Here is a 13,932-nt window from a genome sequence, read left to right as displayed (position 1 = left end):
TCCAGGGTAAATCTACCGACAGTTAAAATGTATACAAAGGATGATAAAATTCTTCAGCTAGTGATATTCTTGTTAAACCTCGATATATCATGCTTTCATTCACTATTTTATCTTCACCTTTTTCAAGGTGAAAATTCCTTCCGAAACAGGTATTATAGATGGTAAGGTTTGAGAAAGCAGGTTTGACAATGAAAAAATCACTTTTTATATTAATGTCCGTTCAATTTCTTGTTTATTTAGGTTTTGGAATTATTATTCCCGTACTGCCTGAGGTTATACTTCAGGAAAACTATAACGAGGTTCATGTAGGAGGTCTACTAACAGTCTATGCTTTAGCTTCCTTTTTCACTGCTCCTCTTTGGGGAATGCTTTCTGATCGGATTGGACGGAAAACACTTATTCTAACGGGATTAATCGGCTTTAGCTTAAGCTTTTGGTTATTCTCCTTATTTTTCGATTCATTGGTAATGCTTTACCTTTCTCGTGTAGTCGGCGGACTATTTTCAGGTGCGCTTTACACTGCGGTAACTGGCTTTATAGCAGATTTATCCGATGAGGAAAACAGAAATAAGTATATGGGCTTCATGGGAATGTCTATTGGTTTAGGTTTTATATTTGGACCGGCAATTGGAGGTATTCTAGGTCATATTAGCTTGGAAACTCCATTTATCGTCTCAGCTATTCTATTATTAGTCATTTTTGTTTATGCGTTAATCATTTTAAAAGAACCAGCTCGTACTGGTGAAGCCAATAAGCGAACGATTCTTCCAAGAGGCGCTTTGAGCTTGTGGTCCTACCGTATAAAATACTTATTCCTTTTTTCTTTTATGGTTACCTTCCTACTTGCTGGCTTGGAGGCAACTTTTCAGTTATTTCAAATTGAAAGAGTAGCTATAACACCATTACAAATTGGTTATCTATTCATGTTCAGCGGCTTTGTCGATGCAGCTATTCAAGGTGGAGTTGTACGACGTATCAAGAACGGAACGGAGACGACTTGGCTTCTTTATGCACAAGTAGTTACAGCTATAGGGTTGGTCATGACAGTGTTTACGACTAATATTTTTTGGGCGGGATTATCCCTTTGTGTTTTCACAGCAGGTAATGCACTTGCTAGAACAACCATTGTATCCCTTACCTCCAAAGAGTCAGGTGGTCGATATGGGACTGCAGCTGGGATGACTTATTCAATGGATAACCTCGGACGCATCATCGGTCCTCTCTTGTTTGCATGGTTGTTTACGAAGCAGCCAGATAATATTTACGTATTATCTGGGATTCTTGCGATATTAGCAATAGGTTTAATTTTCGCATATCGTAGATCCACTAAAACATTAAAACATGGGCTATAAAATTAGCTGTAAAGGCATCGTAAATTTTTAAATTTACGATGCCTTTATTTGAATTACTCTCAAATTTAACATTTACATATCATTAAAGTATTCCCATCAGGATCATTAAAATTAAAATAATGATTATGCTCAATTTTTGTAAGAAGATTTACTCCTTTATCCTTCATATATTGAAATGCTTCTTCAATGTTTTTAGTATTGAAATGAAATGCTGGCACTTTGAATATGCTATCCTCTGAATAAATTTTACTATCTAATACTATCCCTGCGCCTTCCATAGGTAAAACGTAAAGATGACCATACTGAATATCCCCGTCTACTTTTATCCCCAAAATATCGCAGTACCAATCTCTAGCTTGTTCTATATTTCTTACTGGAATAAATAATGTTCCTATTTGCTTTAATATAGGGCTATTCAAAGAACCCCTCCTTTTAATTGACTGTTAACTATCCACATTTAACATCCTCGAAGCGGGGGCTTATTGGGTAATCGCCATTTTTATAGCTGTTGTAATGGACCAACTCCCCTCTTGTTCCGCCAGAGCAGATTTTATTCTGGCTGTGGGGCTGGTGTAGTCTCCACTTTCCCTTTCGCAAGCTCTGGATGTGCTTTTCTAATAACCGATGGCCTTGCAAGCACTAAAACGGTAGCTACTAATAGAACTCCCGAAGTAATTAGGATAAGCTCTGCAGAAAACACATCATACAGAAACCCAAAAACAACCATACCAAGTGGCATTAGAGCCATTGACCCTGTTTCTAAAATAGAAAATACACGGCCTTTATAATCATCATCTATTGTCTTTTGCATCATGACCATTATTGGTGTATTAGTGACCATCATAGTCACTCCAAAAATAAAGAGGATTATAATATAAAATAACACGGTCCCCAAATAAGACATGTTCATTAATAGTGGAGTCGCAATTGAAGCCAATAAAAACCCTGTGCATACTATGCTCCATTTAGAAACAAAAAGAGGATATTTTAACTCCTTCGTACTTGAGAAGTAAATAGACATTAACAGCATTCCAACAGCAAAGGCCATCTCTGTATAACCAAAATGGACTGGATCAAGCTTTAATTTTTCGATGAGGATAAACGAATATCCAACCTGAAAAGCCCCAAACAAAAAGTTCACTATTAAAGAGATAAAAATAATTATTTTTACGACAGGCTTTTTCATTAAATATTTAAAACCTTCTTTGATGCTTTGTAGCATCGACTCTTTAGGAGCCCCTTCCACCACTTCTTTTCTTGTAGCAAATAATTTAAAGTTCATTGTAGATTCTAAAACTACCGCTATCATAGACGCTGTCAAATAAATTCCTAAAAACACCGGCATAGACACTGTTCCATATAATATCCCCCCTACCGCTGGGCTTCCAATCGCCGCAAAGGAAATAGACATCTGGTTTAAAGACATCGCTTTTTGTATTCTCGCTTCATCTACTAGCCCCGTCATGGAAGAACTAAATGTTACTCCCGAAAACGTTGAGGTAATGGATAAGATGACCGTTGTTATATAAATCGCAATCAATGACAATTCTGCATTTATACTGAAGATTAATAATCCACCTATCGCCAACGAGCTGGCAATTTGAGCTCCAATAATAATTCCTTTTCTAGAGTATTTATCAGCAGCATACCCCGCAAAAGGAGCAAGTAGAGTTCTAGGTAAAATACTACATATTAGGTTTGTCGCGAAGCTTGTTGCAGAGCCAGTTAGCTGTAGAATATAAAAACTGATAGCAAATGCATAAACTTGAGCGCCAAAAATCGATATGAGCTTACTAATGGTGAATGTCCATAAATGATAAGTAGCTTTTTTCAACTTCACTATTTCTTCCATAATTTTTTCCCCTTTGTTTAGCTTTTTCTTTCTATTTGTTCTGAAAAAACTAAAAGTTTAATTTTATTAAACAAATAATATCATATCCGTTCTTCCATTTCAACAAAAAGTTTAATATAATTAAACTAACAATAAATGAGGTGAAGCTATGCAGACGCTTGGAGAGCGAATACGTACATTGAGAAAGCAACAAAAGATGACTCTAGAGGCACTTGCAGGTTCTGAGCTAACTAAGGGAATGCTCAGTCTAATCGAAAATAATAAGGCGAAGCCTTCTATGGAAAGCCTTCAATATATCGCAAAACAGTTGAACGTAGATGTTTCGGAGTTATTAGAGGAAGTAAGTGGACAAGAACTACGCGTAGTTCTTGAGAAGGCGGAGCATCTTTTTAATACACACTACAATGATCTATCCGATGAATATGAGCAATTAATACAATTAGTTGAGCCATATTTACCTAAAATCGGTCATGGGTATGAGTCAGCCCGCTTGTTAGAAATGTACAGTCGTTGTATGTACCAAGTACATAAAAAAGACTGGGAACAATCATTGAATCAAGCAGCAGAGCTTTATGAGAAGCTAAACATTACTTCACGACGAGCTAAAATAGGAATTGTTAGAGTAATGGTCAAATTTCAGGAGCATAATTACGAGGACGCCTTGCATATTCTCCAACAGGAACGGGCAGAACTAGAAAATACTGGTATATGGATTGACCCCGTTTCTCGACTTGACTTTGACTATACCGAGACAGCCTTGTACTACGCAATCGGAAACTATGAATCTGCCTTAAAGCTAATGGACCAAGCAATTGAGTATTCAAAGGAAAACAAAACCTTTTACCACTTAGATGACCTTTATAGAATCGCTTCTGCCCATGCAATGATGCAAAAAGACGAGGAGAAAATAGAGTATTACGCAAAAAAAATAGAGGCATATGGAATCTTTGCAGATGATCCAGATGCCGAGTACTTCTCTTTGATTACTAAAATCCATTACTTAAATTCCTATAAATATCAATATGAAGAGGCTGAAAAAATATTTCAAACATATACATTAGCAAAAGATAAAATTTTTACCCCTTACTTTGTATTAGAGCGAGGGAAAACTTATTACGGTTTAAAGCAATTTGAAGCTGCCATTGAACAGCTAGAGCAAGTAGTCATTCATGATGCTCTCAGTCATCCGATTGATTTATCCATTTTTTACGAGAAAGATGCATACCTATCCCTGTGCTATAAAGCCATTGGTCAAAGAGCTAAAGCAAAAGAGGCTGCGAAAAAGGCTTATGACAATGTAAGCAAGATGCCAGACACTCCTTATAAAACTTTTATCCAAGAGACTTATAAACAGATTAATACAGATTAAATCTTTCCATACTTACATAAGTAAGGCTCATTGTAACCAATGTTACAATGAGCCTTATTTAATGTTGCGTTCATTATTACCCACTATTCACAGGCTACTTGATTCAAAAAGCGACTTACTTTTTCCTTCATGATATAGACGGTAATTGGCAAACCAATTGATGAATTTCGTCCATGCAACTTCAAAATCTGGCTGAATACAGGATATTTGAATAAGGCTTTTTTCTTTTAAATATTCACTTTTATAATGTAAATCAAAGCCTGACATTCTTGCATCCTCAGCGAGGTGTGGAAATTGGTTTTCTTGTAATGTGAATATCATAGGATATGTGTTATTTGTAAAGAGCTCTATATTATGTCGTTTAACTTCCTCTTCAATATACATCCATCGTTTATGTAAAAGCTTATATCTTTCCCCATCGTCATAGGCCATTAAGGCATTTTCTAGGCTATGGATAAGTTGGGATGGCATTGTAAAGGGTACGTGGGAGTTTGTCGTTAAGCCTATGTCTAAATAGGCAGGAATACGCTCACAGGAGACTATTTCTGAATTGGCAAAGACAAAAGAAATTCCACTCATGGTACCTATTGCCTTTCCACTGACCCCTGTAGCCAAATATAATCCTTCCATAGAGAATGGGAGAGATCCAAACGAGCTAACACAGTCAGCGCAGAGCAATACATTATAACGACCGCAAATGTCTTTCAGTTTTTCTAATTCATTTAGCATCCCTGTCGAGGTTTCCCCATGAACCATTAGTAGCCAGCTATAATTTCCAAGCGCAAGTTTTTTTTCAATGGCCTCTAAATCATAAGCCTGTCCCCAATCATAGTTAACCACGTTATAATCTAATCCCCAACGTAATGCCTGTTTTTGAAGACGCTCTCCAAAAGCTCCATTCGTTAAGATTAGACCCCTTTCATCCAACACCTTCAATTGTGCAATCATTGCTTCGTTCGCCAAAGTACCAGTTCCTATAAGTAAGTGAACGTATTTAGCACCACTCAACTCATTTAACCTTTGCTTAACTCGATCAAGCATTACCTCAAATTGATGAGAACGATGGGTGAGTGGATCTTCCTGAAAAGCATTTTTGATTACATTAACCTGGTGAACAGGACCTGGATAAAAAGAATACCTTTTCTGCTTAAAGCGTGCAGCAACCGAATTATCAAAGCGCTCTCTCGTTAATACCATAGGGACGAATAAGGCATCCTCTGCTCCGATTGGATTTGCAAAAGGCTCAAAACCAAGCTGATTATACAGCTTTTGCTCTCTTACTGTTCCCGAAATAACAGCCGCTCCATATCCATTTTCATATGCAAAGTCAGATAGTGCTCTAGCTAAATAATAAAAAACACGCCCATTTCGATGCTTTTTATCTACCGCTAGTAAACGGACCTCACAGAGTGCCCCTTTTAGGGCATCCTCTGGAAGATAATTTTCTACTGGTCCTAGCTTCTTGTCTAATGAGAATGGACGCTCCGCTCTAAAGGCTACCATTCCCGCAAGCTCTTGGTCTTTTAATACAATCACATAAACGTTTTCATGGTGAAAAGGATCTACTCTCATTCCACTTGGATCTTTTTCATGTTGCGGAATTTCTTCTACGAATGTTTCATAATTTAATTTTGCGATAGCTTCAAATTCTTCATTTGTTCTCGCTACTTTGCACCAGTACATTTCCATTCCCCCTTTTTACTCACTAGAATGGCCACGTTCTGTTTTCTTTTCTAATAAATATATACCCCCTGCTATAAACGTAGCCGCTAATAAAAGCATCATCCATAGGTACGCGGATACAGCACTTAAGGTTTCCCCATAAATGGTAACTCTTTTTAATGCTTCCATCGCGTAGTAAATAGGAGACAGCCATTTCATATTCAGTAACCCTTCTGATTGAACAATTTCAAGTGGCCAATATGCCCCACCTAACATAGCGAAAGCCACTGCCAGCAAGGAAACAATAACTCCACTTTGACTAACGGTTTTGGCTAGGGAAATGATTATTAATGATATCGCCAAAACTAATAATACATAAATACTCGATATAATAATTATTTCCGAGAATGCTCCATACATATTAGTTTCTACGATAAATCGGAACACTAACAAAACTAAAAGCATTTGCAAAAAACCAATTAGAAAGCTAAAAGATAAATGCCCGAAATATAATTTAGTCCGGCTAATAGAAGCTAACTTTAGACGATTCCACACTCCTGTTCTTTTATCTTCCAATATAAATTGAACATTTGTTGAGATGGTATAAAATACAAAAAAGAGCATATAACCAAATAAACTTTGCAGAGCTCCATCATATCGAAAGGTCTGCTTTTCATTCATAGCGCTAATCTCGATTTCAAAGGCTTCCTCATCGTCTAAAATTCTATTCACTTCATTCCACTTATCCCTACCGCCAACTTCTACTATTCTTTTCTCAAAGGCCAGTTCGTTATATGCAGCTTCTATTATTAAAGATACATTTCTAACGACATCTGTTTCTGCACTGCTCAAGACTGTATACGTAGACTCTGTAAGTAACACTCCTATTAAGTCAGGATCCCCTTCTATCTTCTCTTCCAACTCAGTTTTAGATAGTGGATGAAAGGAATAATCCTCTAAAGATTTTAATTTATCTAATACGTCACTACTTGTTTTGGAATGATCATTAGTGATAAAAATTGCTTGCTGGCCACCTACACCACCACTGAGAACATAGGCGAGGACAACTGTCATAAAGGTCATTGTTAGAAGAACCAACGGCTTTCGCTTTAAATTTTGAGCTCTTGCAATCCAAATGCCCTTCATGATGTCACACCTCTTTTAGGAAATACTATAATGGACAAGCTGACACATAATAATAGACCGATATATAGCACATACATCTGTGGCCATATCACACCAACAGAATCACCAGTTTGAATAGAAAGAATTGCTTTCATCGTGGCTCCGTTAGGGGTATAGCCACCGATGTCACCAAGTGTCTCGGATACATCACTAATTTTAAAGAAGGAGCCTCCTAAGAAGGAGAAAATAGTAATGACTAATCCATTAAACACATTAGCAATACCTTCAGTTCCCGTTTTAAATTGCAAGGCCGTTAAAAGTGCTGAAAGTCCCCCGATAAATAAGCTGAAGCTAATGACTATTACAATCATAGCCTGTATGCCAATCCAGTCTATTCCCAGCACCAGGCTTCCATATAGCAATATAATCGCCTGTTGTAGTAACGCTACAATTGCCCCTGTTATAAATATAGAAAGAGTGTAATAGGTTGAGGATACTCCTGCTAAAAGGATTCGGTCATAAACCTTCCAATATACTTCCTGTAACGCAAATCCTGCCAAAAAGGAGGGTATATAAAGAGCAAACATTACTAGCATTCCCACAGAGTAATAAACGGAAGATGGAATAGTACGTTCACCCTCATTCATTAAATGCTCTAATTTTTGTACTGCAATTGTTTGACCCATTACTTCGTTTGGAGTTATACCCACTTTATTTAACGCCATTGACTGGCTATACCCTTTTTTCCACTCCTCAAGAATTGAAGCAATTATAGATGACCTTATTTCATTCTCTTGATTTAATAACAACTCAAAACTCGGCTTATTTCCTTGGTCAAAATAAGATTGTTTAATATAATCTAATCTAAAGTTATCAGGAATGACTAAGATACCATCCACATTATCACTCTTTCTTAAATCTTCTAGATTAGATATATCTTCGTTAGTTGTTTTTACATATTTCTCCATTTCCTTAGAGAGGAGAATTGAATTTTGCAAAACATTAGTAGGATCGTTTTCTTCAAACGTTTGCAAAAGAGTATTAAGAGTTGACCCTTCCAGTCCAGACTCTTTTAGAAAGGCTGTAATAGATGCCTGTTCCTTCTCCCAGCTAGTTTCATCTATAATTACCAAGTGAGCCTGAATAGCAGAAGATCCGTCTGTATCCATGATCCCAGCCAAGGCTGATGATAAAATAGTAATCAAGATAATAGGCATAGCTAAAAGGATAATAAGCGGCTGCTTATTACGAACAATCACCTTTAGTTGCTTACTAATTAAATTAAAAAGCATTCTATTCCCCCCTAGTCTCTCAAAGCTCTTCCTGTTAAATGTAAAAAAACATCCTCGAGAGAAGGAATTTTAACTACTGCAGAAGTAATCGTCACTTCGTTTTCGGCAGCAACTGCAAAAATACTTGATAATGGCTCCATAAACTTAGAAAGAGATACTAAAAGTTTTTCTTCTTCCCTATGGATGTTAGCAGTTGGAAAATGCTTCTGTAAGCTTTCCTCAAATGCAACTGAAAGCGAATGACCCTTTAACTCAATTGTTTGTTGGTCGGATACTAAAGACTTTAATTCCTCTTTTGTTCCCGATGCAATAATTTCACCTTGGTCCATAATGTATATCTTTTCGCAAAGCAGCTCTACCTCTTCTATATAGTGACTTGTGTAAAGTAACGTCATACCTTCCTCTACAAGCTGCTTTACGGCCTCTAATATGTAAGCACGAGACTGAGGATCTATTCCTACAGTAGGCTCATCCATAATGAGAAAGGAAGGCTTATGTAGTAAAGCCGCTCCAATATTAAGTCTACGCTTCATCCCACCGGAAAAGGTTTTTACTCTGTCCTTTCTCCGGTCACTTAAACCAATCTTTTCAAGCACATCCTCCACCCGTGTTTCTAAATTTTTTCCTTTCAGCCCATAAATTCGTCCAAAAAACTCTAGGTTTTCTTGTGCTGTAAGCTCTGGGTACAAGGCTATTTCTTGAGGTACCACCCCTAAATTCTTACGAAGCATTTGAGGATTCCCTTCAATGGAAGTCCCATTCCAAAGAACAGTTCCACTTGTAGGCTTCATTAATGATGAAAGCATGGATATAGTAGTTGATTTTCCTGCTCCATTTGGACCTAACAATCCAATTGATTCTCCTGTACCAAGCTCCAAATTTATCTTTTTCACTACTTCTTTTTCTTTAAACTTCTTCTGAAGATTTTTTGCTTGAAGCATTTTCCCCATCTCCTTAAGTCTAAATTCCCACCTTGATTATATCAGACTATTCAAACACCTTATATGTATATTTCATTTTGCTAATTACTTATGCTTATAGGTTTACTCAATATGTTACAATTCTTCTTTCTTTTAACTAAATCGGCTATACTAGAAAAGACAGATATAAAAGGGTTGGGGGTGTAATTTTGGCTGCGAGTATATACGGTTTTGTTGGTACAGGCATACTAATTTTAAATATTTCTTTGGCAATCGCCTTAATATTTTTAGAGAGAAGAGATGCGTCCTCCACCTGGGCATGGATTTTAGTTCTATTCTTCATCCCCATCCTAGGTTTCGGTATTTATTTACTGTTTGGAAGAAGATTGCGACGCAAAACCCTTTTTCGCTGGGAAGGGAAAAGTAAAATAGGTATCGATAAATTAATTGAGTTTCAAATGGAAGCTATTGAAGATGAATCCTTTGATTTTAGATTGGATGACGCTAGTCATTACAAAGATTTGATTATTATGCATCTTAATAATAACCATGCCGTTTTAACACAAGATAACAAAGTGGATATCTTTACAGACGGGCGTGAAAAGTTTGATGCCCTCTTGTTCGACTTAGAAAATGCAAAGGACCATATACACATTCAATACTATATTTTCCGTTTAGATAATTTAGGACAAGAGATTTATAAGGTTCTACTAGCAAAAGCTAAACAAGGAGTAAAGGTTCGCATACTGTATGACGATACAGGCTCTCGCTCTTTACGAAAGCGACACTTTCATGAGCTCATTAAGCTAGGCGGACGCGTGGAAGCATTCTTTCCATCCATTCTTCCATTGATCAACCCACGGATGAACTACCGAAACCACCGCAAAATAGTAGTCATTGATGGACGAATTGGGTACATAGGAGGATTCAACGTCGGTGATGAATACTTAGGTAAGAAAAAGAAATTTGGTTACTGGAGAGATACTCACCTTAGAATTGAAGGAAGCTCCGTTCATCCGCTCCAAACTCGTTTTATACTCGATTGGAACCAAGCTTCTGCAGAACACGATATCGAATATTCCGATCGTTTTTTCCCAGCTATCCCTTTGAAGGGTTCTGTTGGATTACAGATTGTTTCGAGTGGACCTGATTCTGAGTGGGAGCAAATTAAAAATGGTTATTTAAAATTAATCATGATGGCGAAGAAATACATTTATATTCAGTCCCCCTATTTCATACCAGATGCTAGCTTTATGGATACTCTCCGTGTAGCTTGTCTTTCAGGTATAGACGTAAGAATTATGATACCTAACAAGCCTGACCATTTATTTGTATACTGGGCAACCTATTCATATGTTGGAGAGCTTATCAAAGCTGGGGCAAAAGTATTCATTTATGAAAATGGATTCCTACACACGAAAATGATTGTTATTGATGATGAAGCTTCTACTGTAGCTACTGCTAATATTGACGTTAGAAGTTTCAAGTTAAATTTCGAGGTAAACGCATTTATTTATGACAATGAAACTTCCCATCAATTAGCGGAGTTATTTGAAGAGGATATGAAGCTTTCTACTGAACTTACATGGGAACTTTATGAAAAACGGTCGACTATGATTAAGTTTAAGGAATCACTTGCTCGACTAATATCTCCAATTTTATAAAACGATGATTTAAGCCATTGCCTTAATACAAGAAAAAGATCCCACGAATGATGGGATCTTTTTCTTATATGCCTAAATATTCTTCTAATGTTGTATTTGCTTCATATATTTTAGCTGCATGGTCCAATCCTACATATCTAAAATGCCATGGCTCATACATATACCCGGTAATTTTTTCTTTTCCATTTGGAAAACGCATAATAAATCCATATTTATGAGCGTTAGAAGCTAACCATTGGCCAGCTGGCGTCTCCCCAAAACTCTCTCTTGCGAAGTGCTGCTCAAAGTGTAATTCTCCAATATCGAATGCAAGCCCGGTTTGATGCTCAGAGTATCCAGGGCGAGCGCTATATCGATCTGCAGCTTCCACTCCATCATTGCTCACATATCTATTGTATAGCTGCTGTTGATAGTCAAAAGAACGGTATGTACTAAATGCTACTAATTCGTAACCGGAAAGCCTTGCTTCAGCTGCCATAGCTTCGAAAGCTTGTCTTGCTTCTTTACTTTCCCCAGGTGCATAAGTGGCAGGTAGGGGATATTGCTTGCTTGCTATTAAAATTCCATCCACATAGGTTGGCTCGGCAGGTAAAGTTTCATTGCCTTCATAACCTTTTGCCCCTGAACGATCTACTTCTTCTATAGGCTCCTCTACAATTGGAGGCTCCTCTTTTACTGGATCTTTTGCTTCCTCTATTACTTGCGTTGGTTTCTCTAGTTCAACCTCATGTTTTTCTTCCTGAACTGTAATACCTAACGCCTTTAAACTTTTATCTATATTCCAATCATTTATACCAATCCATCCCACGGCACTTACAACTATTAAACCCAAAATAATACTAACTACAATTTTTGGCCACTTTCTTTTCTTTTTTGCCTTCATTAAACTAAATCTAGATTGCATCCCTTGCTCTTCCTTCTTTCCAATTAGCGATATTACTAGTTTAACATTTTTCATAGAACTTATCCCTAATCAATTTAAAATGCTTTATAATGTTATTAAACTCGTTTCAAAATTGTAACTTATGCGAAAATAAATTCGTACCAAAAATTAAATCTAGACAGTTATTACAGCTAGTTAGCTCATTTACTTAGCTTTAATAAGTCGAAAGTAAAGAGGTCATTCTATGAATTCTCAAAAATGGTTATCCATTAATTTTTTCACGTTCTTCTTCACATGGGGAGTGTTTATGCCCTATTGGACCGGTTATCTAACCAATGCTAAAGGCCTTAGTGTCACCTCTGCTAGCGTTATTATGGGTGCTGGAATGCTTGCAAGAGCCTTTTCCACGTTTGCCTTATTCCCACGAGCTACTAGTAAGTATAGTATGCAGAAGGTGCTTCGCTTGCTCGCGTTACTTTCCTTTGCAGCACTTGTTTTATACATACCCTTTAATTCTTTTTATTCTTTATTAACTATTACTGTTTTGTTTAGCTTAATCTATCCTAACTTATTACCTGCTATGGAGAGTAGTGCATCCATTCTTATGCAAAAAGACAAAGTTCACTATGGAAAAAGCCGTTCCTTTGGATCAGTCGGCTTCATGTTTGCCCTGTTGTTTATCGGAGGAGTAACTGCTATATGGGACGAGCAAGCAATACTCTGGACGATGTTAGCTGCACTTGCAATCATCATGCTGACCTATTCTAGACCAATGCCAGCCTCTTTGAGTGAAATACCCTTGAGAACTACAAAAGAAAACTCTGTTAAATGGAAAGAACTTTTTACTTCTAAGCAATTTATCATTATTTTAACGTTAACTGTACTTATACAGGGGTCTCACGCATCATATAATAATTATGGATTTATTTATCTTCAGGATATCGGAGTCAACAGCCTTTATATCGGAATCATTTTAAATGTTGCTGTTATATTTGAAATTGTATTCTTTCTTATTGCTGACAAGTTATTTTCAAATAAGAAAGTATCTTGGATGTTTCTCTTAGCCGGGATTGGCGCCACCATTCGTTGGATTGGAATCTATCTATTTCCATCGGTTTGGATGTTTATCCTCACTCAGGCACTACATTCCGTTTCTTTTGGAGTTGCACATTATGCCTTTATTCAATATATATCTAGAACACTAGACAAAAGGCTCATACCTGCTGCCCAAGGAATTTATGCTGCTCTATCCATGAGTTTAAGTAGTGCCGTCCTAACACTAACTGGTGGTTATTTATATGATATAGAACCAAAACTAGCCTTTTTAGGAATGGCATTTTGCACGGTTCCAGCTATTATACTTATTGTTCTGTCTAGAAAAAAGTTTAGCTATTAAGTCTTAAAGAACTTTAAACAAAACAAGAAAAGCGCAAGCGCCTATGTCTGCCCCGACAGGCAAATGGGGAAAAGTGAGGAGGCAGCTCTTCAGCCACCGGAGCTTTTATCCATTTGACCCCGAGGGGCAAGGTGGTGGAGCTAGACATCCAGAAAAGCGTAACCGCCTATCTTTGCCCCGACAGGCAAATGGGAAAAAGTGAGGAGGCAGCTCTTCAGCCACCGGAACTTTTATCCATTTGACCCCGAGGGGCAAGGTGGTGGAGCTAGACATCAATTTATCCACAGATTCAAAACTTTATAATTTCCTAAACAATAAAGAAAACGTGAAATCATCTACATGATATGCTCCCCAATAGGTAGACAGATGAAAAAACAAAAATCTGTTTACCTGTTGGGGGGTATTTTTTTATGGCTC

11 protein-coding genes are annotated in these 13,932 nt (G+C 37.2%); 4 read left to right on the top strand and 7 right to left on the bottom strand.

Annotated elements, in window-relative coordinates:
- The first annotated feature begins 188 nt into the window (after positions 1-188).
- A complete protein-coding gene (locus HF876_RS15520; RefSeq protein ID WP_169360966.1) occupies positions 189-1,352 on the top strand; it encodes an MFS transporter in 1,164 nt (387 codons plus the stop codon).
- A 65-nt stretch (positions 1,353-1,417) separates the two neighbouring features.
- Here HF876_RS15520 and HF876_RS15515 read toward each other — a convergent pair whose 3' ends face one another.
- Both HF876_RS15515 and HF876_RS15510 read right to left on the bottom strand, forming a co-directional pair.
- The gene (locus HF876_RS15515) at positions 1,418-1,771 is read right to left on the bottom strand and encodes a VOC family protein (protein WP_169360965.1); all 354 of its coding nucleotides are present in this window, start codon (positions 1,769-1,771) and stop codon (positions 1,418-1,420) included.
- Between the two features lie 131 nt (positions 1,772-1,902).
- Complete coding sequence (locus tag HF876_RS15510) at positions 1,903-3,204, bottom strand: MFS transporter (protein WP_169360964.1); 1,302 nt, start codon at positions 3,202-3,204, stop codon at positions 1,903-1,905.
- Positions 3,205-3,352: 148 nt separating this feature from the next.
- Here HF876_RS15510 and HF876_RS15505 point away from each other — a divergent pair, with 148 nt between their 5' ends.
- The gene (locus HF876_RS15505; protein WP_169360963.1) at positions 3,353-4,573 is read left to right on the top strand and encodes a helix-turn-helix domain-containing protein; all 1,221 of its coding nucleotides are present in this window, start codon (positions 3,353-3,355) and stop codon (positions 4,571-4,573) included.
- A gap of 87 nt (positions 4,574-4,660) precedes the next feature.
- Here HF876_RS15505 and HF876_RS15500 read toward each other — a convergent pair whose 3' ends face one another.
- From HF876_RS15500 to HF876_RS15485, 4 genes are read right to left on the bottom strand one after another with little or no spacing between them, the layout of a single operon-like run.
- Positions 4,661-6,256: an aminotransferase class V-fold PLP-dependent enzyme gene (locus HF876_RS15500; RefSeq protein ID WP_169360962.1), complete on the bottom strand. Its 1,596-nt coding sequence runs from the start codon at positions 6,254-6,256 to the stop codon at positions 4,661-4,663.
- Between the two features lie 15 nt (positions 6,257-6,271).
- On the bottom strand, positions 6,272-7,381 hold the full coding sequence (locus HF876_RS15495; protein ID WP_169360961.1) for an ABC transporter permease: 1,110 nt from the start codon (positions 7,379-7,381) through the stop codon (positions 6,272-6,274).
- Positions 7,378-8,652: an ABC transporter permease gene (locus HF876_RS15490; protein ID WP_169360960.1), complete on the bottom strand. Its 1,275-nt coding sequence runs from the start codon at positions 8,650-8,652 to the stop codon at positions 7,378-7,380. The genes HF876_RS15495 and HF876_RS15490 overlap by 4 nt, the downstream gene beginning before the upstream one ends.
- A gap of 11 nt (positions 8,653-8,663) precedes the next feature.
- Entirely contained in the window at positions 8,664-9,593 is a 930-nt protein-coding gene (locus HF876_RS15485; protein WP_169360959.1) for an ABC transporter ATP-binding protein, read from the bottom strand.
- Between the two features lie 188 nt (positions 9,594-9,781).
- Between HF876_RS15485 and cls the strand changes: the two genes are divergently transcribed.
- On the top strand, positions 9,782-11,236 hold the full coding sequence (gene cls / locus HF876_RS15480; RefSeq protein WP_169360958.1) for a cardiolipin synthase: 1,455 nt from the start codon (positions 9,782-9,784) through the stop codon (positions 11,234-11,236).
- A 64-nt stretch (positions 11,237-11,300) separates the two neighbouring features.
- On the opposite strand, the gene HF876_RS15475 is transcribed toward cls, so the two are convergent.
- Complete coding sequence (locus HF876_RS15475) at positions 11,301-12,194, bottom strand: M15 family metallopeptidase (RefSeq protein WP_240949794.1); 894 nt, start codon at positions 12,192-12,194, stop codon at positions 11,301-11,303.
- 169 nt (positions 12,195-12,363) lie between these two features.
- Between HF876_RS15475 and HF876_RS15470 the strand changes: the two genes are divergently transcribed.
- Entirely contained in the window at positions 12,364-13,515 is a 1,152-nt protein-coding gene (locus HF876_RS15470) for an MFS transporter (protein ID WP_169360957.1), read from the top strand.
- Positions 13,516-13,932: the final 417 nt, after the last annotated feature.

The sequence above is a fragment of the Psychrobacillus sp. BL-248-WT-3 genome, from assembly GCF_012843435.1.
Lineage (GTDB): Bacteria > Bacillota > Bacilli > Bacillales_A > Planococcaceae > Psychrobacillus.
Note: the sequence above shows the minus strand (reverse complement) of the source record. Positions and strands in the feature narration are given on the sequence as shown.